The sequence below is a fragment of the Enterococcus sp. DIV0755b genome (assembly GCF_051713765.1).
Lineage (GTDB): Bacteria > Bacillota > Bacilli > Lactobacillales > Enterococcaceae > Enterococcus_C > Enterococcus_C canintestini.
Map to the genome: position 1 here is coordinate 1,491,500 of NZ_JBIOQN010000001.1, position 24,802 is coordinate 1,516,301.

Annotated in this window: 28 protein-coding genes and 1 pseudogene; 27 read left to right on the plus strand and 2 right to left on the minus strand. The window is 33.6% G+C overall.

Annotated elements, in window-relative coordinates:
• Positions 1-88 precede the first annotated feature (88 nt).
• From IGI65_RS07060 to IGI65_RS07155, 20 genes and pseudogenes are all read left to right on the plus strand, one after another.
• Complete coding sequence (locus IGI65_RS07060) at positions 89-1,228, plus strand: CDP-glycerol glycerophosphotransferase family protein (protein WP_438773682.1); 1,140 nt, start codon at positions 89-91, stop codon at positions 1,226-1,228.
• Positions 1,225-1,956, plus strand: a complete 732-nt coding sequence (locus IGI65_RS07065) for a WecB/TagA/CpsF family glycosyltransferase (protein ID WP_438773683.1) — start codon at positions 1,225-1,227, stop codon at positions 1,954-1,956. Before IGI65_RS07060 ends, IGI65_RS07065 begins: the two co-directional genes overlap by 4 nt.
• A gap of 10 nt (positions 1,957-1,966) precedes the next feature.
• Positions 1,967-2,683, plus strand: a complete 717-nt coding sequence (locus IGI65_RS07070; protein WP_438774420.1) for a glycosyltransferase family 2 protein — start codon at positions 1,967-1,969, stop codon at positions 2,681-2,683.
• Positions 2,683-3,021, plus strand: a complete 339-nt coding sequence (locus IGI65_RS07075; protein WP_438773684.1) for a DUF2304 domain-containing protein — start codon at positions 2,683-2,685, stop codon at positions 3,019-3,021. The genes IGI65_RS07070 and IGI65_RS07075 overlap by 1 nt, the downstream gene beginning before the upstream one ends.
• A gap of 15 nt (positions 3,022-3,036) precedes the next feature.
• On the plus strand, positions 3,037-3,810 hold the full coding sequence (locus IGI65_RS07080) for a glycosyltransferase family 2 protein (RefSeq protein ID WP_438773686.1): 774 nt from the start codon (positions 3,037-3,039) through the stop codon (positions 3,808-3,810).
• Between the two features lie 11 nt (positions 3,811-3,821).
• The gene (locus tag IGI65_RS07085) at positions 3,822-4,172 is read left to right on the plus strand and encodes a hypothetical protein (RefSeq protein ID WP_438773687.1); all 351 of its coding nucleotides are present in this window, start codon (positions 3,822-3,824) and stop codon (positions 4,170-4,172) included.
• 19 nt (positions 4,173-4,191) lie between these two features.
• The gene (locus IGI65_RS07090) at positions 4,192-5,706 is read left to right on the plus strand and encodes a DUF2142 domain-containing protein (protein WP_438773688.1); all 1,515 of its coding nucleotides are present in this window, start codon (positions 4,192-4,194) and stop codon (positions 5,704-5,706) included.
• A 30-nt stretch (positions 5,707-5,736) separates the two neighbouring features.
• Entirely contained in the window at positions 5,737-6,606 is an 870-nt protein-coding gene (gene rfbA / locus IGI65_RS07095) for a glucose-1-phosphate thymidylyltransferase RfbA (protein WP_438773473.1), read from the plus strand.
• A gap of 11 nt (positions 6,607-6,617) precedes the next feature.
• Positions 6,618-7,190, plus strand: a complete 573-nt coding sequence (rfbC, locus tag IGI65_RS07100; protein ID WP_438774414.1) for a dTDP-4-dehydrorhamnose 3,5-epimerase — start codon at positions 6,618-6,620, stop codon at positions 7,188-7,190.
• Between the two features lie 12 nt (positions 7,191-7,202).
• Complete coding sequence (gene rfbB, locus IGI65_RS07105) at positions 7,203-8,231, plus strand: dTDP-glucose 4,6-dehydratase (protein WP_438773474.1); 1,029 nt, start codon at positions 7,203-7,205, stop codon at positions 8,229-8,231.
• A gap of 55 nt (positions 8,232-8,286) precedes the next feature.
• Positions 8,287-9,126 carry a dTDP-4-dehydrorhamnose reductase gene (gene rfbD, locus IGI65_RS07110; RefSeq protein WP_438773689.1) on the plus strand — a complete coding sequence of 280 codons (840 nt, stop codon included), beginning with the start codon at positions 8,287-8,289 and terminating at the stop codon, positions 9,124-9,126.
• 100 nt (positions 9,127-9,226) lie between these two features.
• Positions 9,227-11,206, plus strand: a complete 1,980-nt coding sequence (locus IGI65_RS07115) for a GH25 family lysozyme (protein ID WP_438773691.1) — start codon at positions 9,227-9,229, stop codon at positions 11,204-11,206.
• A 99-nt stretch (positions 11,207-11,305) separates the two neighbouring features.
• Entirely contained in the window at positions 11,306-12,724 is a 1,419-nt protein-coding gene (mltG, locus tag IGI65_RS07120; protein WP_438773692.1) for an endolytic transglycosylase MltG, read from the plus strand.
• Positions 12,725-12,830: 106 nt separating this feature from the next.
• Positions 12,831-13,310, plus strand: a complete 480-nt coding sequence (gene greA / locus IGI65_RS07125) for a transcription elongation factor GreA (protein ID WP_071863740.1) — start codon at positions 12,831-12,833, stop codon at positions 13,308-13,310.
• A 332-nt stretch (positions 13,311-13,642) separates the two neighbouring features.
• Positions 13,643-14,374: a cell wall-active antibiotics response protein LiaF gene (liaF, locus tag IGI65_RS07130; protein WP_438773694.1), complete on the plus strand. Its 732-nt coding sequence runs from the start codon at positions 13,643-13,645 to the stop codon at positions 14,372-14,374.
• A pseudogene (locus IGI65_RS07135) lies at positions 14,371-15,430 on the plus strand (sensor histidine kinase). The gene liaF and the pseudogene IGI65_RS07135 overlap by 4 nt, the downstream one beginning before the upstream one ends.
• Before the next feature lie 53 nt (positions 15,431-15,483).
• A complete protein-coding gene (locus IGI65_RS07140; protein ID WP_412257574.1) occupies positions 15,484-16,113 on the plus strand; it encodes a response regulator in 630 nt (209 codons plus the stop codon).
• Positions 16,114-16,212: 99 nt separating this feature from the next.
• The gene (locus IGI65_RS07145) at positions 16,213-16,878 is read left to right on the plus strand and encodes a potassium channel family protein (protein ID WP_438773695.1); all 666 of its coding nucleotides are present in this window, start codon (positions 16,213-16,215) and stop codon (positions 16,876-16,878) included.
• A 12-nt stretch (positions 16,879-16,890) separates the two neighbouring features.
• Complete coding sequence (locus IGI65_RS07150) at positions 16,891-17,184, plus strand: HesB/YadR/YfhF family protein (protein WP_095006827.1); 294 nt, start codon at positions 16,891-16,893, stop codon at positions 17,182-17,184.
• 15 nt (positions 17,185-17,199) lie between these two features.
• Entirely contained in the window at positions 17,200-18,141 is a 942-nt protein-coding gene (locus IGI65_RS07155; RefSeq protein WP_438773696.1) for a glycosyltransferase family 2 protein, read from the plus strand.
• 88 nt (positions 18,142-18,229) lie between these two features.
• Here IGI65_RS07155 and IGI65_RS07160 read toward each other — a convergent pair whose 3' ends face one another.
• Together IGI65_RS07160 and IGI65_RS07165 are read right to left on the minus strand one after the other, a co-directional pair.
• A complete protein-coding gene (locus IGI65_RS07160) occupies positions 18,230-19,174 on the minus strand; it encodes a phosphoglycerate dehydrogenase (protein ID WP_438773698.1) in 945 nt (314 codons plus the stop codon).
• Positions 19,175-19,269: 95 nt separating this feature from the next.
• Positions 19,270-20,073: a DUF1189 domain-containing protein gene (locus IGI65_RS07165; RefSeq protein ID WP_438773699.1), complete on the minus strand. Its 804-nt coding sequence runs from the start codon at positions 20,071-20,073 to the stop codon at positions 19,270-19,272.
• Between the two features lie 154 nt (positions 20,074-20,227).
• On the opposite strand from IGI65_RS07165, the gene IGI65_RS07170 reads away from it, so the two are divergent.
• From IGI65_RS07170 to IGI65_RS07200, 7 genes are all read left to right on the plus strand, one after another.
• Entirely contained in the window at positions 20,228-20,668 is a 441-nt protein-coding gene (locus tag IGI65_RS07170) for a GtrA family protein (protein ID WP_438773700.1), read from the plus strand.
• A 99-nt stretch (positions 20,669-20,767) separates the two neighbouring features.
• Entirely contained in the window at positions 20,768-21,376 is a 609-nt protein-coding gene (locus tag IGI65_RS07175; protein ID WP_438773701.1) for a superoxide dismutase, read from the plus strand.
• Positions 21,377-21,435: 59 nt separating this feature from the next.
• Positions 21,436-21,915 carry a GNAT family N-acetyltransferase gene (locus IGI65_RS07180; RefSeq protein WP_438773703.1) on the plus strand — a complete coding sequence of 160 codons (480 nt, stop codon included), beginning with the start codon at positions 21,436-21,438 and terminating at the stop codon, positions 21,913-21,915.
• A gap of 82 nt (positions 21,916-21,997) precedes the next feature.
• Entirely contained in the window at positions 21,998-22,198 is a 201-nt protein-coding gene (locus tag IGI65_RS07185; RefSeq protein ID WP_071863753.1) for a cold-shock protein, read from the plus strand.
• 100 nt (positions 22,199-22,298) lie between these two features.
• Entirely contained in the window at positions 22,299-22,694 is a 396-nt protein-coding gene (tagD, locus tag IGI65_RS07190) for a glycerol-3-phosphate cytidylyltransferase (protein WP_071863754.1), read from the plus strand.
• Positions 22,695-22,827: 133 nt separating this feature from the next.
• Positions 22,828-23,883 (plus strand): ABC transporter ATP-binding protein, encoded by a 1,056-nt coding sequence (locus tag IGI65_RS07195; protein WP_438773704.1) that lies wholly within the window; start codon positions 22,828-22,830, stop codon positions 23,881-23,883.
• Positions 23,884-23,925: 42 nt separating this feature from the next.
• Positions 23,926-24,735 (plus strand): ABC transporter permease, encoded by an 810-nt coding sequence (locus tag IGI65_RS07200; protein ID WP_438773705.1) that lies wholly within the window; start codon positions 23,926-23,928, stop codon positions 24,733-24,735.
• Positions 24,736-24,802: the final 67 nt, after the last annotated feature.

Consider the following 24,802-nt stretch of genomic DNA (forward strand, 5'->3'; position numbering starts at 1 on the left):
CATAATCTTAATATGACAGTTTGTTTACAATTATTTTCAATCATTGGCTTTTCATGTACAATAGACCATAGTGTAAAAAGGAGTAAATATGAAAAAAGTCAGTACGGCAGTAAAAAATAGTTATCTAAAATTAATCCATCTACTAAGTCAACGCCCAGTGCAAAAAAAGAAAGTTGTGTTTTTACTGAGTTTTCCAACAACTAGTAATATCATACTTGATCATCTTGCGCCGCATTTTAAACATGAGTTAGTGATTGGCTATACTGCTAATAGTGAACAGGTCGCCCAATCTTATCAAAGATTCGGCTGTAATACTTATTCTCTAGCTGCAAAAAAGATTTTTAGTAATAACATTGTCGCATTAACAAAAAATGCGGATGTGGTGTTATGCGATAACTATTTTGCTTTTTTAGCAGGAATTCAATTTTCTAATAGAACGGCGGTAGTGCAATTGTGGCATGCAGCTGGTGCAGCTAAGTCTTTTGGTCTAGAAGCAAACTACGCAAAAGCGCAAAGTAATGCCGATAAAGAACGCTATCAAGCGGTTTATAATCGTTTCACTCATTATGTTATTGGTTCCAAAAAAATGAAGACTATTTTTGAAGATAGTTATCACGCAAAAAAAGCAGAATTTTTGCCGTTTGGTTATTTACCAACCGATATTTATTTTGACAGTGAGTTAAAAAGACAAAATAAAAAACAATTTATTGCCAGATTTGGTACTAAAAAGACATTGCTTTATGCACCAACTTATCGTGAAAGCTATGAAACACCCCTTTTAGATTTTACTAGCTTGCGTCAAAAATTAGGTGCTGAATGGCAATTACTTGCTCAAGCGCATCCCCATGATAAAATCTTACAAGCAAAACTAGCTGCTCATGAAGATGTAATAACCAGTTTTGATTCACTTTCATTACCGGCTTTGTTGCAAAATGTTGATTGTTTAATATCAGATTATTCTTCTGTTCCTTTTGAATATGCGCTGGCTAATCCAGGGGGGAAATTGCTTTATTATTGTCCGGATTTTAATCAGTATAATGAAACGGTAGGCTTACAGCAAAATTTTGGTGAAAGCTTACAAAAAGCCATTGTGATAAAAGAAACAGAATTAGTGGAGAGGATTTTAGATTATCCTTATAAAAATTTAGTGGATTTCAATCATATGTGGAATACATATAATACTGGGAATGCCCACAAACAATTGATAGGATGGATTGAAAATAGATGACGGAAATGATTCTTGGATTACCCGTTGATCAAATAACGTATGCTGCTATCTTAGACGACGTACCGAAGTTTTTAGCTAGCAAACAAAAAATGAGTATTATCAGCGTGAATCCTCAAATTGCATTAGAAGCAAAAAAATACCCTGCTATAATACAATTAATTGAAAATAGCACCCACCGCATTCCAGACGGTATTGGAATTGTTTTAGTCTCAAAAATTACCGGTGGCAAAATCAAAGAACGAGTTGCCGGTTTTGATTTGATGGTGGAGCTTTTAGAATATGCCAATAAAACACAGAAAAAGTGTTTTTTTTATGGCGCTAAGCCAGAAGTATTAAACGATGCTATCAAAAATATTCAAAATGATTATCCTAATTTAATAGTCGCTGGCAGTATCGACGGCTACACAAAAATGACAAATCATGAAATTGTTGCCCAGATGAATGCTGTACAGCCAGATTTTGTTTTTGTGGCCTTAGGATTTCCGCGCCAAGAACTTTGGTTGGCAGAGAACATGGCAAATGTTAACGGGAACATCTTTCAAGATGTAGGTGGAAGTTTTGATGTTTTAAGTGGCCATGTAAAGCGAGCACCCGCTTTTTTTATTAAGACACATTTGGAGTGGCTGTATCGCTCATTAAGTAATCCCACACGAATTGGTCGCATCGTGCAACTGCCAATTTTTGTGGTAAAAAGTTTGTGGTGGAAGATGAGGAATGGAAATGATTAAAAAAATGAATATAAAAGTTTTACTTATTATACCAGCTTATAATGAGGAAGAGAGTATATTGAATACAATTAGAAAAGTTAATGATTTTCGCGATTCGTTTTCATATACTTTAGACTATGTTGTAATTAATGATGGTTCAATTGATAATACGGAAGACTTATTAAGAAACGAGAATATCAATTCAATTAATTTAATTATGAACATGGGGATTGGTGGTGCGGTGCAAACAGGATATCGTTATGCAAAAGAAATGGATTATGACATTGCCGTACAATTTGACGGAGATGGTCAACATGATATTAATTCATTAGAAAATTTAATCAATCCTATTTTAAATCAGCAAGCTAATCTTGTAGTTGGATCACGTTTTATGGGAGATAAATTAGCTGATTTTCAAACTACTGGAATGAGAAGATTTGGAATCAATATTATTTCTTTTTTTATCAAGTTGGTTACAGGAAAAAAAATATTTGACACAACTTCAGGATATCGTGCTGCTGATAAGTCAGTCATTCAATTCTTTTCTCAAAGATATCCTGTTAAATATCCAGAACCAGAATCGATTGTTCACATTTTGAAGAAAAAACTTTTTGTTGAAGAAGTAGCAGTTAATATGTTCGAAAGAAACGGAGGGAAATCCTCTATTACGCCATTAAAATCTATCAGGTACATGTCTGATGTTTGTTCATCAATAATTATATCTGCTCTTATGAAGGAGGGAGATTAGTGATTAATATATTCTCAATTATGATGGTAATTATTGCATTACTATTTTTATATTTCATCATCCGAAATATAAATACCAATAGATTCCTTTTAGAAAATGCTGCTATATGGATAGCTTTTGGGATTATTTGGGTCGTTTTTTCTCTTTTCCCTAAAATTCCAGCAGCTATAGCTAATTTATTCGGTTTTCAAATTACGTCAAATTTTTTAATGTTTTCTGCAATAATATTTTTACTCTATCTGGTATTTCGACTTTCTATTAAACTGTCTAGACAACAAAGCCAGCTTAATACTCTGATTCAAGAAATATCAATTCTGAAGTCGAAAAAAGAAAAATAGCAAGGAGAATTATTTATGGACTCTACGGATCATACTTTTGTAATTTGTGCCTATAAAGAAAGCGAGTATTTAGAAGATTGTATACGATCACTGAAAAGACAAAGTTTGAAATCTAAAATTATTATGTATAGTTCTACGCCAAATAATTTTATTAAAACTTTAGGAGAAAAGTACGAAATCCCTTTCTATACTAAGGCTGGTGGAGGTATTGGAAAAGATTGGAATAATGCACTCTCATTTATAACCACAAAATATGTCACAATTGCACACCAAGATGATGTCTATCTTAATCACTATTTAAAAAATATCATGGAGAAAATAGATGAAGATACCTTAATAGCATACAGTGATTATAAAGAATGGAAGGATGGCGAAGTTATTGCAAAAAATTTAAATCTAAAAATTAAACGATTAATGTTAAACGCTATAGACCTTTTTCCTAAAAATAAAGTTTGGCGATTACGAATTTTAGCGTTTGGAAATCCAATTTGCTGTCCTGCTGTAACTTATAATTTAGATAAAATAAATCCATTTAAATTTAATGAAACGTTGAGAGTTTCTCTTGACTGGCTAGCTTGGTATGAGATTAGTAAAATGGAGGGCAAATTTCAATTTATAAATAAGGACCTAATGTATCACAGAATTCACGAAGATTCAGAGACGACAAACACTATTTCTGACAATACGCGAACAAAAGAAGATATCTTAATGTATAGAAAATTTTGGCCGCGCTCAGTTGCCAATCTTTTAATAAAATTTTATGCAAAGAGTCAAACAACAAATAATTAATTGGAGATGTTATGATGATTCTATTTTTATTCTATGTGGTGTTATCAACTTCAGGCTTAGTACTGTTCAAATTAGGGTCAACTGGAGGAGGAATTTCTCTGACACTCAGTAAGACAGCATTTGGTTTTCATATACCTGTAATGAGCCTGTTAGGTTTACTTTGCTATATGATTAGTTTTTTAATGTGGATGTATATTATTTCTAAATCTGATATAAGTTTTGTCGTACCCTTAGGCGTTGCGTTGACTAATCTTGCGGTATTGGTGAGTTCATATTTTATATTGAATGAAACTATTACCTATACTACGATTATAGGAGCATCGTTAATTATTGTTGGTGCTGTTATTTTAAATTTAAAATAAGGTGTAGGCGGAGGAAGTTTTGAATAATTTACGATTAGATTTTTTTAAAAATAGATGGTTTCTTCTTTCATGTTTTTTTGTAGCAATAATTGGTGGTGGATATTCCACTGGTTTTCGTCAATTTGATTGGTGGCCCATACTCCTTGTTTTTTTTGTAGGTGCGTCAGCAGTTCTATTTCTAACTTCTGAGATAGAATGGGCCTCTTTGGCTATCATTGCCCTATTTGGAACTCTTTTTGTCTTCCTGTCTCCTGTATTTGATGTTTTAGATGAACCCGCCCACTATGCTCGAGCAGAGTACGTAGCAGAAGGAAACTTTTTTTTAAGTAATGATAAAAACAATTTAAAAATTTCAAAGGATTATGAGTTTTTGGAGAAGCAAACAGGATACAATGGTATAAATAGATTGAACCCTAAAAAAAATCTTATGGAACTCAATTTATTCGAAATTGAGCATAATTCAAAAAAAACAATTGAAACTAAAATAAAAGCAACTCGGCCTTATGGCACCTTAATGTATTTACCAAGTGCTCTAGGAATTTTTTTAGGTAGGATCTTCACCGGAAATCTTGGTGTAATGTTTTATTTAGGAAGGTTGATGAATCTTTTTGTTTACGCGCTAATGTCTTTTTTTGCTATAAGAAAATCTGAAAAGTTTAAATTGATATTAGCATTCTTTTCAATTCAGCATTTGCCGATATATATATCGGCTTCATTTAGTCAAGATGCTATTTTTTATGGGTTGATACTTTTAATACTTAGCAAGTATGCAAGTATTTTTTGTCGCGATAATAGAATTGAATTAAATGACTTAATTTATTTAATGGTATTATGTTGTTTGATGGCAATGAGTAAATTACCATATGTAGCTTTAATAGGTTTGCTAATTTTTATTCCAATTAAAAAATATAGAAATGTTAAATTATATTCTTTAAGTTTTGGTATATGTTTAGTAGTGTTAATATTTTCTCTACTTTGGATTAAAATCTATTCTTCTATTACGCCTGATGATTTACCAAATCAAGTCAATGAGTCTCTACAATTGAAATATATTATGGAACACCCTCGTTATTTTTTTAATAGTTTATCTTCTGGAGTAGTCGAAAGTATTCTAAAAATCAAACAATATTTTTCTTTTGGCTGGTCATATTATTACTCAGAAATTGCTGCTTTTATAAGCCTTATATTGGCTGGAGCGATTATATTATTTTCACCATTGCAGTTTATCGGTAGAATAAACAAATTTTTCAAAATTTCGGTCATTTTAGTAAGTTTTGCAATAATAATTTTAACAAATATTATCATGTATTTATCATTTACAGGAGTCGGAGAAAAGGTGATTAATGGAGTACAAGGGAGATATTTTTTTGGAATTCTCGTTTTTTCTCCATTTTACTTGAACCAATCGTATAAATTTTTTATTGGTAATGTTGAAGAATTTATTGACGAAAGTCGCATTTCGCAACTAATTATGGGATTTTCAATCTTGTTATTAGTCTGGATGGCGACCATGAGAATAGGTGCGTATTATTGATTATTTTGAATTAGAAAGGGAAACTAAGTCATGAAAGGTATAATTCTAGCAGGAGGATCCGGCACACGCCTATATCCTTTAACCAAAGCAACATCTAAACAATTAATGCCGGTTTACGATAAACCGATGATTTACTATCCAATGTCGACATTAATGTTGGCAGGAATAACAGAGATTTTAATTATCTCTACCCCACAAGATACACCACGTTTTGAAGAATTATTTGGTGATGGACATGAATTAGGAATTCACATTGAGTATGCTGTTCAGCCAAGCCCCGATGGTTTAGCACAAGCTTTTATTATTGGTGAAGAATTCATTGGAAATGATAGTGTTTGCTTAGTTTTAGGGGATAACATTTACTACGGTGGTGGCTTATCTAAAATGTTACAACGTGCAGCTACAAAAGAAGTAGGTGCAACTGTTTTTGGCTATCACGTCAATGATCCAGAACGTTTCGGTGTAGTTGAATTTGATGAAAAGATGCATGCTATCTCAATTGAAGAAAAACCAACAGAACCAAAATCAAATTATGCTGTAACGGGTTTGTATTTTTATGATAATGACGTCATTGAAATTGCCAAAAATATTCAGCCTTCACCACGGGGTGAGTTGGAAATTACGGATGTCAATCAAGTGTATCTGGAAAGAGGAGATCTTTCTGTTGAGGTGATGGGACGCGGCTATGCTTGGTTAGATACAGGCACACATGAATCTTTATTAGAAGCATCCACTTTTATTGAGACAATTGAAAAACGACAAAATCTTAAAGTGGCGTGTTTAGAAGAAATTGCCTATCGGATGGGCTATATCACAAAAGAGGAACTTAAAGAGTTGGCACAATTTTTAAAGAAAAATCAATACGGACAATATTTACTCCGTTTAGTAGAAGAGGCATAGTGATGGGAAAAATTAAAGTAACAAATACAAATTTACAGGACGTTAAAATTATTGAACCAGCAGTCTTTGGAGATCATCGTGGCTTTTTCACTGAAAGTTATTCCGAACAAGATTTTAAAGAAGCTGGAATTACATATAATTTTGTTCAAGATAATCATTCGCTTTCGACCCAACCTGGTGTTTTACGCGGATTGCATTTTCAAAAAGGGGAAGCGGCACAAACGAAATTAATACGTGTTGTTTCCGGTGTCGTCTTAGATGTGATTGTGGATATCCGTAAAGGAAGCCCTACTTATGGAAAGTGGGAAGGCTATCTATTGTCAGAATTCAATCATCGCCAATTATTGGTACCAAAAGGATTTGCCCATGGGTTTGTCACCTTAACACCGAATGTTAACTTCTTGTATAAATGTGATAATTATTATAATGCTGAAGCGGATGCAGGTATTGCTTTTGACGATCCAGATTTAGCTATTGAGTGGCCAATTGCTTTAGACAAAGCAATTCTATCAGATAAAGATAAAAAACATCCAACTTTAAAAGAATTTGAAGTAGAAAATCCATTTGTTTATGGTGAAATTTAGGAGGTTGAAATAGTGAAAAATATTATTGTTACCGGCGGAGCTGGTTTTATCGGATCAAATTTTGTTCATTATGTGGTAAATAATCATCCTAAAGTTCATGTAACAGTATTGGATAAATTAACTTATGCTGGCAATAAAGAAAATTTAGCTGGATTACCTTCTGATCGCGTAGAGCTAGTAGTAGGAGATATTGCGGATGCTGCTCTTGTTGAGAGCTTGGTAAAAGAGGCGGACGCTGTTGTTCATTATGCTGCTGAGTCTCATAATGATAATTCGTTAAAAGACCCTTCTCCATTTATTCAAACGAATATCATAGGTTCTTTTGTTTTATTAGAAGCGTGTCGTAAATTTGGCGTACGCTATCATCATGTTTCAACTGATGAGGTATATGGAGATTTACCATTACGTGAAGATCTTCCTGGGCATGGCGAAGGTGAGGGTGAAAAATTTACCGATCATACACCCTATAACCCGTCTAGTCCGTACTCTGCTTCTAAAGCAAGTTCAGATTTATTAGTTCGGGCTTGGGTGCGCTCATTTGGTTTACAAGCAACCATCTCCAATTGTTCGAATAATTATGGTCCGTATCAACACATTGAAAAATTCATTCCACGCCAAATTACAAATATCTTGAGTGGTATTAAACCAAAACTTTATGGGGATGGAAAAAACGTACGCGACTGGATCCATACCAACGACCATTCTTCTGCAGTTTGGTTGATTCTCACAAAAGGTAAAATTGGCGAGACTTATCTTATTGGAGCCGATGGCGAGGAAGATAATAAAACTGTAATGGAAATGATTTTGGAAGAGATGGGCTTACCTAAAGATGCTTATGAACATGTTAATGATCGCCCAGGGCATGATTTGCGCTATGCTATTGATTCTACAAAATTGCGTGAAGAGTTAGGTTGGCAACCTGAATTTACAGATTTCCGATCTGGTTTAAAAGATACCATTGCCTGGTATACAAATCATCAAACTTGGTGGCAAGCTGAAAAACAAAAAGTTGAAGACAACTATGCCAAACAAGGCCAATAGTGATTTGTTGAAAGTTTAAAGCAGGAGAATTCCTGCTTTTTTAGGAGGAAAAAAATTGATTTTAATTACAGGTGGAAACGGACAATTAGGGTCTGAGTTACGTCATTTATTAGATGAAAATAAGGTTGAATACATTTCGACTGATGCAAAAGAGTTGGATATAACCGATGCGGAAAAAACACTACAATTTATTATGAAACTGAAACCAGCAATCATTTATCATTGTGCTGCTTATACAGCTGTAGATAAGGCCGAAGATGAAGGGAAAGAATTGGACGAAAGAATTAATGTGATTGGTACTGAAAATGTGGCAAAAGCTGCGAAAGCAGTTGATGCAACGATGATTTACATTAGTACAGACTACGTCTTTGATGGCTTAAAAAAAGGACATGAGTATCGTGTAGACGATAAAACAAACCCACTAAATGAATACGGGCGGACAAAACTTTTAGGTGAAAATGCTGTAAAAAATGTACTGGAAAAATACTATATTATTCGAACTTCTTGGGTTTTTGGACAATATGGTCATAACTTTGTTTTCACGATGCAAAACTTAGCAAAAACGCATGATACACTAACGGTTGTGAATGATCAATTTGGTCGCCCAACCTGGACACGAACGTTAGCTGAATTTATGCTTTTTGTGATTGAAAATAAATCAGAATATGGCACATATCATTTATCAAATGAAGGTAGTTGCTCATGGTATGAATTTGCAAAAGAAATTTTGAAAGATACAGATGTGAAAGTCTTACCTGTAACTTCAACAGAGTTTCCACAAAAAGCAACACGTCCACAATATTCTGTAATGGATTTATCCAAGGCAGAAAGTTTAGGGTTTAAGATTCCTACGTGGAAGAAAGTATTGGGATTAAGTTTGAGTAAAAAAGGTTAATCGAAATTTTTTTGAGTTAAATTAATAGTTCTCTTTGCTTTTTCCTATTTTAATAGTATGATTAAATTATAATAGGAAAAAGATTGGAAGGAGATTGAAATTGAAAAATGTTATCAGATTGTTAGTTGGGGGATTGTTGTTAAGTACAACATTAAATGTTACAGCAGTTAAAGCTGCAGAAGATTCTTTTGCCAATAACGTAGAAAATCAAGTGACAATTGACACAAAAAGCATACAGAGTACTTCATCAGAAACTGAAAAAAATCAGACCAGTAAAGATGAACTTTTGTTTTCTACGGATTCTACAGAAAAAAATACTAAAACAGATGAATCTGTAGAAAGTACAGAAACTTCTACAACAGAAAATTATTCTGAAACAGATAGTGACTTACAAGCGTATCTACAGCAAACAGATGACTTATTTCCTTTGCAAGAAAGTCGCTCTGATTTGAATGGAGCAGCTGGGCGAAGAAAGCTACGCTCTTATGGTAGAAGTGCGTTTTCTATTCCAACAATTAATGCAGGTGAGTCTGGGAGACCACGATTTGATTTTATTGATGTATCTTCTTGGAATAGTGATTTAAAAGTATCGGATTATGTTAAAATCAAAAATTATGGTGTAAGAAGTGTAGTAGTGAAGCTTACTGAAGCTACTTCTTATAAAAATCCATATGCTGCTGATCAAATCAAAAATGCACAAGCAGCTGGTCTGAAGGTTCATGTCTATCATTACAGTTGGTTCACTAGTGTGTCACAGGCAAGAAGAGAAGCGGAATATTTTGCCGCGTTTGCAAAGAACCTACAATTAACTAGTAACACTTTAATGGTAAATGATATTGAAGAACCTCAGATTGTTAACAGTGGAGACCATACAAAAAATTCGCTGGCTTTTGCCCAACGATTAAGTGAGTTAGGTTTTAAAAATACTATGCATTATATTGGGCGTCATTGGGTTGACACAGGGAAGATTGATACCCAAAAATTAGGTTTAGACAACTGTTGGATAGCCCAATATCCTTATAACCCAACTAATCATTGGAATACAGAGTTTAGTGCGTGGCAATGGACCTCTCAAGTAGTTTTTCCAGGTGTTAATGGTGTTTTTGATATGTCGGCTGATTACAAAGGTAAGTTTATTGGTACCCCTCAAGGAGAGGCGATTAAAGATCAGCGTTACGTAACGATTTCTAATAAAAACTACTCTATTTGGCAAAATTTTTCGTGGAAAAAGCGTTCAAATTCTGCAACTTATCTTAATAAAACTCTTGAAGTACGCTATCGTTATGACCACGTTAATGGCTCAAGTTACTATTCTTTATATGATAACAACGGCAAATGGGTAGGTTATCTAAATAAAAATGCTACTACCAATGGCGCAGGTGGTCAATTTGGTAAAATATATTCAACAAATAGCTATGTTAAGATCAACAGTAACGCGAATTTGTATACCAATAAAAATCTAAATAAGCCAAAAAATATTACTGCTGAAATAAAAAAACAAGTGTATGTGGCTAAATATTATTATAACGCTTTTAATGGAAGACGTTATGAATCGCTTTATGATATAAACGGTAAATGGTTAGGCTACGTGGCAAATGATGAATTGACAAAACAAGCAAATCAAGGACCAGCACGAGCGTTTCATCAATATGTTTCTATTAGTAGTAAAAACTATAATTTTTGGCAAAACTTTTCTTGGAAAAAGCGCGATGCTTCTTCAAACTATTATCACCAAACACTGAATGCGAAATACATTTATGAGCATACCAATGGTAGTTCATATCTTTCTCTTTATGATAAGAATAATAAGTGGTTAGGTTACGTGAATAAAAATGGAACGAAAATTACTGGAAAACAAGGAATTGCGTTGTCTTATAATAAATCTGTAAAAATTAAACGCAAAAATTATAGTATTTGGCAAAATTTTTCTTGGAAAGAAAAAAATAAGAGTAATAACTATTTAAACCAAACGTTGATTGCTAAATATCAGTATAAACATTTTAATGGTGCAACATATTATTCCTTATACAGTCACAGTGGTGTATGGCTGGGTTATATTAATGCAAACGCTACGAAATAATTGTTGATAAAGTTTTAAAATAGCAAAAAGCATTTTACTCCTCCTGACTTTCGTGTATAATGGTACAAGCTAGTATCATGAAAGTAAGGAGGAGTTGTTTTGTCTAAACAACATCCAGAAGAAGAATCTTTCAAAGACAAGATTTTAAATTCGTTAAATAATTCAGATGAGGAAGCTTCTAAGCCAAAAAGAAGTTCCAATCAAGATAGTCAACAAAATAAAGGCAGCCAAAGAGAACGCTTGAATGTTTCAAAAGAGTCAGTTGGCACTAGAAGAAGTGGCGGAACCAAGGGAACTAACACTTCCTCTAAAAAAGGTACTACGACGAAAAAAGAAACAAAGAAAACGCCTGCTAAAAAGAAAAATGTTAAAGAAAAGATTAAAAATGATAATAAACCGGCTTTAAGTGCTTCTGCTGAAGAATTGAAGCGACGTAAAATGCGTCAAAAAGAAGATCGTATTGTTAGTAAAATTGTCACAGTTGTCGTCTTAGCCCTACTTGTAATTGGTAGTATTTTAGGATTTTCTGTTTATCGTTATGTTTCTAGTAGTTTACAGCCGCTAGATCCCGATAGCAAAAAAACAATTGCGGTCGAAATTCCAAGTGGTTCCTCTAATAAACAAATAGGTGAAATATTACAAGAAGATAAAGTAATTAAAAGTGGAATGGTGTTTAATTATTATACGAAATTCAATAACTTAACTGGTTTTCAAGCTGGTAGTTATCATTTTTCACCTTCTATGTCTTTAGAAGATATTAGTAAGAACCTACAAGGTGGCGGTGCAGGAACTGCCGGAGCTGATGCCAAACTTACCATACCTGAGGGTGTTGATATCGATAAAATTGGTGATATTATTGCAAAAGATACCAAAATCAAAAAATCTGATTTTATTGATTTAATGAAAGATGAAGATTTCTTTAAAAAAATGGAGGAAAAATATCCTGATCTTTTAGCAAGTGCAGCTAAGGCAAGTGGTGTTCGCTATCGTTTAGAAGGTTATCTATTCCCAGCAACTTATGATTATTACAAGACTTCTTCTTTAGAAGATATTGTGACACAAATGATTGAGAAGACAAACAGTGTTATGTCTGCATATTATGAAACAATTAAGCAAAAAAATATGGATGTTCAAGAAGTTATGACACTTGCTTCTTTAGTTGAAAAAGAAGGTGTAACAGAGACAGATCGCAAGAAGATTGCCCAAGTATTCTTTAATCGTATTGCGTCAGGAATGCCATTACAATCGGATATTTCAATTTTGTATGCATTAGGAGAACACAAAGAAAAAGTATACAATAAAGATTTACAAGTGGATTCGCCATATAACTTATATACGAATACTGGTTACGGCCCAGGACCATTTGATAGTCCAAGCGAACAATCAATTAAAGCTGTATTAGATCCAACACCGAATAACTATTATTATTTTGTCGCAGATATTAAAACAGGTAAAGTTTATTATGCAGAAACTTATGAAGAACATTTAGCTTTAGTTGAAAAATATGTCAATAATTAAATTATTAACATTTACATTTTAAAAAAAGCATGGTAACCTTTTCGATATTAATTGCGAAAAGGTTACTATTTGCGATTTTAGAGTTGAGAATGAAGGAGAAATTACCATGGTAGAAAAAGTTTATCCAATGACAGTTGAAGGTAAAGAGAAATTAGAACAAGAATTAGAAGAATTAAAAACAGTAAAACGCGGCGAAATTATCGAACGAATCAAAATCGCACGTGGTTTTGGTGACTTATCAGAAAACTCTGAGTATGAATCTGCAAAAGATGAACAAGCGTTTGTAGAAGGCCGAATTACAACTTTAGAAAATATGATTCGTTTTGCTCAAATTATTGATAATGATGGTGTCGATAGTGATGAAGTTTCACTGGGCAAAAAAGTTACTTTTGTAGAACAACCAGATGGTGATGAAGAAGAATATACCATTGTTGGTAGTGCGGAATCAGATCCTTTTTCCGGTAAAATTTCTAACGATTCACCAATTGCACAAGCTTTGATTGGTAAAAAAGTTGGTGAAGACGTCACAATCCAAACTCCTGGTGGCGATATGTTAGTAAAAATTACTAAAGTTGAACAAGCTTAATAAAGTAAATTTATTTTCATAAAATTTAGATTTTAGAAGATAACAAAAGCCAGTTTAAGGACGATAAAAGTTCTTAAGCTGGCTTTTTATAATGATAAAACTAAGCACTCGTAATCAAAAAAATAATAAAAAAGTTGATTTTTTACAATCTGATTAACGCTTAGGTTGAAAATATCACTTAACTTTTAATAGTTAAGCTTATTCTTTTTTCATTCTTTAGACCGATTCTATTTTTTTCACTTTTCGTTATGATAAAATAGAAATGTTGTGAAGAATCAAAAGTTTTGGAGCGATTTATCTATGAAAAGATTAACTATCCGGAGGTGGCAGAATTGAGAAGTCCTTGGCGTTTTTTTCTTGTAGTTGAAGCACTATTGTTTCTTTATGCTCTATGGCAGGTCTTCAATAGTCCGCCTTTATTATTACTACTTATATTTGGTGTTTTATGTTTGTATACGACTAGCCGTGCCCAAAAAAGAGGGCGTAGAACCAATTTTTGGTTGATTGTTGGTTTATTAGCAGTATTTATCAGTCTTTTAAATAATCCTGCTGTCTGGTTAATGTTAGTATTTGGTGTTTTATTTATTGGGTTAAAAGGCGTAGAAATAACAGGTCTGGATTTAACCAAAAATGCCTTTTGGAAGAAAAAACAAATGGTGATGGTAGAAACAACTGTTCCAAAGCTTCATCCAAGTAAAATGGAGCGCCAAGCTTTATTTGGTAATGAAAGAATTGGTCATCAAGTTTTTGAATGGGATGATATTAACATCAATATGATTTCTGGTGATACGATTATTGATTTGGGAAATACGATTTTACCAAAACGAGATAATATTATTATGCTACGTAAGGGTTTTGGAAAAACAAGAATTTTAGTGCCGCTAGGAATTGGAATAGCCTTAGAGCATGGTAGCTTTATTGGAAATGTAACTTTTATAGGTGAACAAACCGCATTACGCAGTGAAAGAATTACCGTCTATAGTGAAGATTATGATACGAGCGAACGTCGTATTAAAATTTTATCTAGTACTTTAATTGGGGATATTGAGGTGATTCGAGTATGATGGCAAAAATTTCAAAAGGAATGATTGCACTTTATACTGGAATTGCCATATTTATCACGTTAATTTTAGTTTTATTTTCGTATCTTCATGCTAATAAGGTTAAAGATTGGTGGCTTGTTTCACTACAAACGCGGGTTTTCTTTTTACCTTTGATATTTTATATTTTGGCTATTTCCATTGGTTTTGGTGTGGTTACTTATATTTTGATTTCTTTATTCCGTAAGAGTTCATTTGGTGAAATAGAAGAAAAGTTAAGATTATTAGTGGCGGGTAACTATGAATCGGAGTTATTAAAAGAATCTGTTTCCCATTCAAAAGAAAATCATTATTTAACTGCGATTGATCAAGATATAATCCAGATTGGTCAAAAGCTAAATAAGCTTTCTACAGAACTGCAAACTTTAAATAGCCGGCCACAATTAATGGACGGGCAGACAAAAGAAGAAATTTTAGAAGTGGAGCGGCATCGCTTAGCCCGTGAACTTCATGATTCTGTTTCGCAACAATTGTTTGCAGCTATGATGATGTTGTCAGCATTAAATGAGCAGGCCCAAAAAATGGAATTGCCATTACCGCAGCAAAAGCAACTACAGATGGTTTCAGATATCATCAACGCTTCGCAATCTGAAAATGCGGGCACTGCTCTTACATTTGCGTCCAGTTAGTCTAGAAGGTAAGAGTTTGAAAATGGGGATTGAACAGTTGTTAAATGAGCTGCAGTCTAAAATAAAGATTAAGTTGAAGTGGGAAGCAGAAGAAATTAGACTTGCGCCTACCATTGAAGATCAGCTTTTTCGAATTGTTCAAGAACTACTATCCAATACGTTGCGTCACGCTAAAGCAGAAGAATTGGAAGTTTATTTGCATAAAGTCGGGCAAAATGTCTTGTTACGGGTCATTGATGACGGTGTAGGTTTTGATACAAGCGAGCAAAATGCCGGTAGCTATGGTTTAATGAATATTAAAGAACGTGTCGCCAGTGTCGGTGGTACGTGTAAGATTATTAGTTTTAAAGGACAAGGAACAAGTGTTGAAATAAAAATTCCAATTGTCTAGGATTAAAAATATAATCGTAGATAATGTGATTTGGTTTGAAGGAGGATATTGGTGTGATTAAAGTGTTACTTGTCGATGATCATGAAATGGTTCGCTTAGGGGTTTCTTCCTATTTATCGATTCAAGAAGATATAGAAGTTGTTGGTGAAGCTGAGAATGGTCAAATTGGTTATGAAAAAGCGTTGGAATTAAAACCAGATGTGATTTTAATGGATCTGGTGATGGATGTGATGGATGGTATTGCATCGACCAAAGCCATCCTAAAAAGTTGGCCAGAAGCTAAAATTTTAATAGTTACTAGTTTTATTGATGACGAAAAAGTTTATCCTGCAATTGAAGCTGGTGCATCAGGCTATTTACTTAAAACGTCTACAGCACATGAAATTGCTGACGCTATTCGGGCGACGTATCGAGGTGAACGAATCTTAGAACCAGAAGTTACCAATAAAATGATGCATCGCTTAACCAATAGAACGCCGATTTTACACGAAGATTTAACCAATCGTGAACGAGAGATTTTATTATTAATCGCGCAAGGAAAAAGCAACCAAGAGATTGCAGATGAGCTTTTTATTACTTTAAAAACGGTGAAAACCCATGTTTCTAATATTTTATCCAAATTAGAAGTAGAAGATCGAACTCAAGCTGCTATTTATGCTTTTAAACATGGTTTAGCCAAATAAGAAAAAACCTCTTCGATAGCACAACGAAGGGGTCTTTGTTATACTAACTTCATAAGTAACAGTCACTAAGTTTCAAATTTCTAAAATGAGGAGAATAAGATGAAACAAAATTATGCCATTATTGGCTTGGGACGATTTGGCGGCAGTATTTGTCGTACCCTAATTGAATCTGGTCAAGAAGTATTAGCTATAGACAGTAGTGAAGATCGCGTGAATGAGTATATGAACATTGCTACCCACGCTGTTGTGGGAAATGCACAAGATGAAATGACGTTGCGTTCATTAGGAATTCGAAATTTTGATCATGTCATTGTTGCGATTGGTGAAGATATTCAAGCAAGTATTTTAGTTACGCTTATGGTTAAAGAAATGGGTGTACCAAATGTTTTAGCGAAAGCGCAAAATGAATATCACGCCCGCGTATTAGAAAAGATTGGTGCGGATCGCGTTGTTCATCCGGAACGAGACATGGGTGTACGTATTGCGCATAATTTGGTTTCTAAAAATATTTTAGATTACGTAGAATTATCTGATGTTTATTCTTTAGCAGAAATTCGTGTAACCAATCCGAAATTCTACGATAAAAGTTTAGCAGATCTGAATTTTCGACAAAATTTTGGTTTAACGGTGGTAGGAATTCGCCGCGTAAATGGTAAAGTAGTCGTTTCGCCAACTGCGGATGAAATCGTTTTAAAAAATGATAATTTGTTAGTGATTGGGGAAACAGATGATGTCGATATATTAGACGAAAAAATGAATGACTAGCGAGGGATACTGATGAAAATAACAATAACACCACAAGCTGCACAATGGTTTAAAAATGAATTGACAGTAGATGACGGGATGGGTGTACGGTTTTACGGAAAAGTTTATGGCAAAACCCAAGTTCATGAAGGTTTTTCAGTGGGAATGTCAGTGGATACACCTGAACATCCAATTGGAAAAACAACTGCAGACGGTATTTTATTTTACGCAGATGAAGCAGATGAATGGTTTTTTAAAGGTTACGATTTAACAGTTGATTTAGATGAAGAATTAAATGAACCTAAGTATCTATTTCAAGAAGAATAAAATTGTTAGGAGCCTATGCAGATGCTTTTATCAGTGATTGTACCTTGTTTTAATGAAGAAAAAAGTTTACCTTATTTTTTTACTGAAATGAAAAAAATTGAACAAAAATTACCTCTTGAAATCGAATATATTTTAATTGATGATGGTTCTACCGATCAAACACTGCCACTCATGCAACGCCTAGCAAAAGAAAATCCTAAAAAAATTCATTACTATTCTTTTTCGCGTAATTTTGGTAAAGAAGCTGCAATTTATGCTGGTTTGCAAAATGCCAAAGGAGACTATGTCACATTAATGGATGCCGATTTACAGGATCCACCGCACTTATTAGTCGAAATGTATCAGTTACTAGTCGCACATCACTTGGATTGTGTGGGAACACGACGAAAAAACCGTGCTGGTGAACCAAAAATTCGAAGTTTTTTTGCTGGTTTATTTTATCGCTTGATGAATAAAATTGGTGAAACAGAACTTGTCCCTGGCGTACGAGATTTTCGTCTAATGACACGAAAAATGGTGAATGCTGTTTTACAAATAACAGAGTATAATCGCTTTTCAAAGGGGATTTTTAGCTGGGTTGGTTTTCAGACAGAATACATTGCTTATGAAAATGTGGAGCGTATTGCTGGTAAAACTTCTTGGTCTTTTTGGCAATTATTAAAATATTCTCTCGATGGGATTGTAAATTTTTCTGATGTACCTTTAAATATTGCTTCTTTTGTAGGGGCATTTTCTTGTTTAGGCTCTGGTATTGCTTTAATCTTTATTGTAATTCGGGCATTATTATTTGGTGATCCGACGAGTGGCTGGCCTTCAATGGTTTCGATTTTTTTATTTGTTGGTGGGTTGCAATTACTTTGTTTAGGGATTATTGGTAAATATATTGGCAAAATCTTTTTGGAAACTAAAAAAAGACCTCATTATTTAATTAAAGAATCTGATCAAGAAAATGATTAAAACCTTGGAAAATAGCTAGAAATAATGATTTAGCTATTTTACCAAGGTTTTTAATTTTGCATTTTATATAAGAATATAAGGGGAAAGGTTAATAACCCTTTTTTAAATCGACTTGATTTTTAACGACAGATTGATTTGAAACAAAAGATGTTAGGTTTTGTAAAAAGATTGCCATAAATTTTTGTTGAAAATGTGGTACCATCCCTGCGATGTGAGGTGTAATTAAAATATTATCTAGCTGCCATAATGGGTTAGTTTGAAGAAGCGGTTCTTCTTCAAAAACATCTAGTGCAGCATAAGCAATGCTTCTTTTTTGGAGTGCTACAAGTAAAGCGTTTGTGTCAACACTAGCTCCTCTTCCAACGTTAACAAAAGTTGCAGTGTGTTTCATAGCGTTGAAAAAGTCGGCATCATATAAGTGATGAGTTTGTGTTGTGAGCGGTAAGATGTTGATGACAAAATCAAATTGTTTAACGATTGATTTTAACTGTGAAATAGCAAAAGTTTGTTCAAAATTTGCTACTTTATGGCCTGTTGTATTTACTCCTACAGGTTGATTTCCTAATAATTTTAATGTTTTAGCCAGTTCTTGACCAATTTGGCCAGTACCTATGATAAGAATTTTTTGTTCTTCTAATTTTCCGTAAAAAACAGCTTGACTCCATTTTTTATGACGTTGACCAATCGCTGCTTCATTAAAGCCCCGCAGACGCATCAAAATAGTTGTTAAAACATGTTCACTAATTGCTTCTTTGTGAATGCCTTTTGCATTGGTTAATAAAATATTTTTACTTTCAAAATCGTTAAGTGGTAAATAATCCACCCCAGCGGAAATGCTTTGTACCCATTTTAAATTAGAGTTTGAAGCTAATAGTGGTTGCCATTCTTCTTGCCAGCCAATCGTAACTGTAACTTTTTCCCAATCTTCTTTTGCATGAATCTTTGTAATAAATTGAAATTGAGGGGCTATTTTTTTTATTTGATCGAGATACTCAGATTTAAAAGAACGTTGTGATAAGATAAATTTTGTCATAAGGACATCTCCTTTTAATGATTAGCTACTATCATTGTATCAAAAGGAACAAAAAAAGACTCTTTTCTAAATTTGAAAAGAGTCTTTTGATTAAGTTAAACTTTGTCTTTGCCAGCCAGGCCTTTTATCACTTGATTGTAAATAAATAAAGTTGCAATCAAGATGAACATTGTTCCGTCAAATCCCATGGTTACAAGGTGAATTAATGCAGTTATAACAACTGGGAGAGTTGCTGCAAAAACAACAATTTTGAAATTTTCAAAACTACTTAAGTTGAGTCGGCGCATTTTTGTTTGCAGTGTTGCGCCAAGAGTGGCAAATAATAGCGTCACGAGTAAATTGATGACACTAGGATAAAGAGAAACTAAAAAGGCAATCAGATACATCCACCAAGGTATTTTAGCGTCTTTTAAGTACTCACGAATATGTTGGCCGTCTAAGCCTTTTAAAGCAGCTTCTGTGTAGGGGATAACTAGTTGATTGTCACCTAATAAAGCAGAACCTGTTCCAGTACTCGGCATAGCAACGACTAGACTGTCTTTTAATAGGCCGATACTTAAAAAGTTGCCAACCATATCTGTAGTAATATCTTTTTCAGTACGCTTTCCTTCAGGATCAAAAGTAAAAATAATTGAATCTGTTTGATAGATAAAACCTTTTTCATTTTCTTTTGCCGGCGTAAGTTGATTATTTTCAATAGTAAAATCGGGAAGTTTTGCGGCAATTTTTTGACCATCTTGCTGGATTTCATGAAAAACACCACTTACTTTGTAAGCAAGAGGTAGTGCTAGAACAGCTCCCAATATAAAGACATAACCAATTATCTTTCCAAATGGTAATTTTTTTGCTTCCAGTAATTTTTGAAACTGGAAAAAAGAACTTTTCATTAGTGATAACATTCAGAGCAAGACTCCTTTTATAAGTATTCAATCCATTCTATCGAAGGTCTTGTGCTTTTACAAGGAGAATTGGTTAAATTTATTTGAAAACACTCGAATAGCTACTGCTATTTGTGTATCATGGAAAACGAATGAAATGTAAGGGAGTAATAGTGTGAATTACTATTTTAAATTTAAAAGTGAATTGGAAAAAAGACATTTGTGGGAAGTTTTTATTTATTTATTTTTTGGCGGTTTAGCGACGCTAGTAAATTTTATTACATACTTTGTAGCTCGTGACACGTTAAATTTGAATTTATTTAACTCAAATACAATCTCTTGGATAGCAGCGGTGTTATTTGCTTTTATCACCAATAAATTATGGGTTTTTCAATCAAAATCGGAAAATTTTTTAGAACTTTCAATCGAATTTGCTAAATTTATTTTTTACCGCATACTTTCTTATGGAATTGATATGGGAGTAATGTTTCTTTTAATTGAGGGAATTGGAGTTAGTGATTTCTGGTCGAAATTGATAACCCAAATTATTGTGGTTATCGCAAACTATCTGTTTAGTAAATTGTTTATTTTTAAACCAAAGGATAAAATAGTTTAAATGTTGCTCAAGTTAAAGAAATTGAAGCATATTTTTTGAATAATTGACTTTTCTTTGATAGTGTTTACATTGTAAATAACATTTAGGAGGAGTTTAGAAATGGCTTATACTTTACCAGAATTACCTTACGCATATGATGCATTGGAACCTTATATTGATGTGGAAACAATGCACTTACACCATGATAAACATCACAACACTTATGTAACAAATTTAAATGCAGCTTTGGAAAAATATCCTGAATTAGCAGAAAAAAGTGTTGAAGAATTGATTGCATACATGGATGAAATTCCAGCTGATATTCGCACTGCTGTTCAAAACAATGGTGGTGGACATGCTAACCACACATTCTTCTGGGAAATTATGGCACCAAATGCTGGTGGCATACCAACTGGCGCTCTAAAAGATGCCATTGATGAAACGTTTGGTTCTTTTGAAGATTTTAAAAATGAATTTAAAACAGCTGCGACTGGACGTTTTGGTTCTGGTTGGGCTTGGTTAGTAGTTGATAACGGCAAATTGGCTATTATGTCTACTGCTAATCAAGATTCACCATTGATGGAAGGTAAAACACCAATTATCGGCTTAGATGTTTGGGAACATGCTTATTATTTGAAATATAAAAATGTGCGTCCTGATTATATTGCAGCTTTTTGGGAAGTTGTAAATTGGGATAAAGCCAATGAACATTTTGAAAATGCAAAATAAGTAGTCTAAAATGTGGTGAAGGGAAACTTTCACCACATTTTTTATTTGGAGGAAACAATTTGGAAAAAAAGAAAATTGAAACAAAACAAGAAATCGCAGTATTATATCCTGTTATTGTCGAAATTTGGCAAGAGTGGTTTACGCCAATTATTGGAGCAAAACAAGTGGATTTTATGTTACACAATTATCAATCAAAAGAAAATATTGAAGCAGAAATAAAACGAGGTGCTCGTTATTTTTCGTTATTAAAAGAAGATGAAATTATTGGTTATACAGCCTACGAGATTAAGGATACAGCAATCTATATTAGTAAGCTCTACATCAAAAAAGAATTTCGAGGACAGGGATTGATGCGTGAAATTTTTACTTGGTACGATAATTTAAGTGAAAAATTAGGCTTAAAACAACAACTGCGAGTAAATCGGGATAACGCGCATTCCATTGCAGTGTACGAGCATTGTGGCTTTAAAATTGTTGCTACAAAAGACGATGAGATCGGCAATGGCTTTATTATGAATGATTATATTTTAGAAAAATAAAATTTGCTACCGCTTCCAATTTTGGTTATAATTAAGTGACGGATTATCCGTTAAATTATATTTTTTGGAGGCTACACGAAATATGGAACAAGGAAAAGTGAAATGGTTTAACAACGAAAAAGGGTTTGGCTTTATTACAACTGAAGGTGGCGATGATGTTTTCGTACACTTCTCAGCAATTCAAGGGGATGGCTTCAAATCTTTAGAAGAAGGCCAAGATGTTGAATTTACAATCGTTGAAGGCGCTCGGGGTCCACAAGCAGCTGAAGTAACTAAATTATAATTTACTTTTTAACCGGATTTTATTCCGGTTTTTTTCTTTATTTGCCTTTTTAAATCTTTTTTGCTATCTTCGTTATATGAAAAAGAAACGAGGGAAAAATATGAAACGTGTTATTACTTATGGAACCTTTGACTTATTGCATTATGGCCATATTAATTTGTTACGGCGTGCCAAAGAACAAGGTGATTATTTAGTCGTTGCTCTGTCAACGGATGAGTTTAACTGGGATGAAAAACAAAAAAAATGTTATTTCAGTTATGAAAAACGTAAACAATTGTTAGAAGCAATTCGGTATGTAGACTTAGTAATTCCTGAAGAAGCCTGGGATCAAAAAGTTAGTGACATCGAACTTTATCATATTGATAAATTTGTAATGGGAGACGACTGGGCAGGTAAGTTTGATTTTCTGCAAGAAGAAACAGAAGCTGAAGTTATTTATCTCCCCCGGACACCTGAAATCTCCACTACGCAAATTAAAAACGATTTAAAATTATAATAATTTCGAAAAAGTCGAGAATTTTCTCGACTTTTTCATATTTTTGGTCTATTTTATTAGAGGCTGTTTTGACCAATAAATAAAATATGGTATGATGTAGCGTGAACTATTTCAAGTCAATATCTGGTAAAGGATGAAGATTTTGGAAAACAATATTAAAGTAAGAAGCACTCTTGTTACAAAAGAGTATGATTTGTACAAAAAGAAATCTGATAAAGTAAAGGCACTCTTCAAGTTTTATCATCGCAATGTTCCCCGTTTTTGGGCATTAAAAGGAGTTAATTTTGAAGTAAAAGCTGGTGAATCTGTTGGAATTATTGGAATTAATGGTTCTGGTAAATCGACGCTTTCCAATATTATTAGTGGTATCATTCCGCCAACTTCTGGCACGATGGAAGTAAATGGCGATACATCAATTATTGCTATTGGAGCTGGTTTAAAGCCACAATTAACAGGGATTGAAAATATCCGCTTGAAGGCTTTAATGACTGGTCTTACTAATAAGGAAATTGATGCCAAAATGGATGAAATTGTAGCTTTTGCTGACTTAGGTGATTTTGTGAACCAACCAGTTAAAAGTTATTCTAGTGGTATGAAATCGCGATTAGGATTTGCAATTGCAGTTCACAATGATCCCGATATTTTAATCATTGACGAAGCATTATCTGTTGGTGATGAAACTTTTTATCAAAAATGTGTCGATAAAATTATGGAATTTAAAGCACAAGGAAAAACTATTTTCTTTGTGAGTCATTCGTTGGCTCAAGTCGAAAAACTCTGCGATAAAACTATTTGGATGCATTATGGCGATATGCGTGCTATTGGACCTACCAATGAGGTGATGAGCGAGTATAAAGAGTTCATCAATTGGTTTAAAAAGTTGTCTAAAAAAGAACAAAAAGCTTATCAAGATAAGTGTAAAGAAGAACAAAAATCTTTTAGCCTTACTAAACTGGCAGAAAACGCTAAACAAGATCAACATTTAGTGGCACAAAAACTACCTGAAGATCAAATTAACAAGAATTTAAAGCGGACGCCATTAGGTGATAAAATGACAGGAGTAACAAAAGCTGTTCTCGTTGGTGCAACTATTGCGACAATTTTCTTTTCGTTAGTATCATTTAGCGGACGCTCTTTAACACATGCTATTAAGCATCCCGTAGATACCATCGTACAAGTTTTTAAATAAGGATGACTATTGCTAGTCGTTGATATGTAAAGGAAGATTTTAGTGAAAGAAATTTGGTTGATAATTAAAGAACAGTTTCAACATTTAGGAATGATTTTTCGCATGTCCCGCTATGAAGATAAGGCCACTTATCAAAGCCATTATTTGGGACTTGCGTGGCAAATTTTGAATCCCGCCATTCAAGTAGGAATTTACTATTTGGTTTTTGGGGTCGGTATGAATGGCAATCGTAAAATTGATGGAGTTTCCTTCTTTGTTTGGATGTTGATGGGGATTACCGCCTGGTTTTATACCAACTCCTCAATTCTAGGGGCATCAAATTCGATTCATCGACAAGTTGGCATGGTAGCTAAAATGAAATTTCCCGTCAGTGTCTTGCCGACCATTAATATTGTTAGTAATTTGTCATCTTACTTTCCTATGCTAGGAATAGTTGTAGCCGTTCTTTTAGGAACCGGTGTTATGCCGACCATCTATTGGTTACAATACTTCTATTATTTTATTTGTCTAATTGTCTTTTTATTTGCTTTTGGTATTCTCAATGCTACAATTACTGTTTTAATTCGTGATTATCATATCTTTTTACAATCTATCTTGCGTCTTCTTTTCTATGTATCAGGTACAATATGGGATATAGATAATCGCAATCTACCAATTTGGATGGTTAAAATACTAAAACTTAATCCAATTTATTACATTAATGACGGCATCAGAGACTCCTTTTTAAGCCGAGCTTGGTTTTGGGAAAAAGCCAATTATACCTTAATATTTTGGGGAATTATTTTAATTTTGCTTATTTTAGGGAGCCATTTGCATATGAAATTCCGGGCTCGTTTTGTTGATTATATTTAAAAAAGAGGCAATCAGATTTGATTGCTTCTTTTCATTTATGTTGCAAAAGTGTTAAGTTTGAGTAATA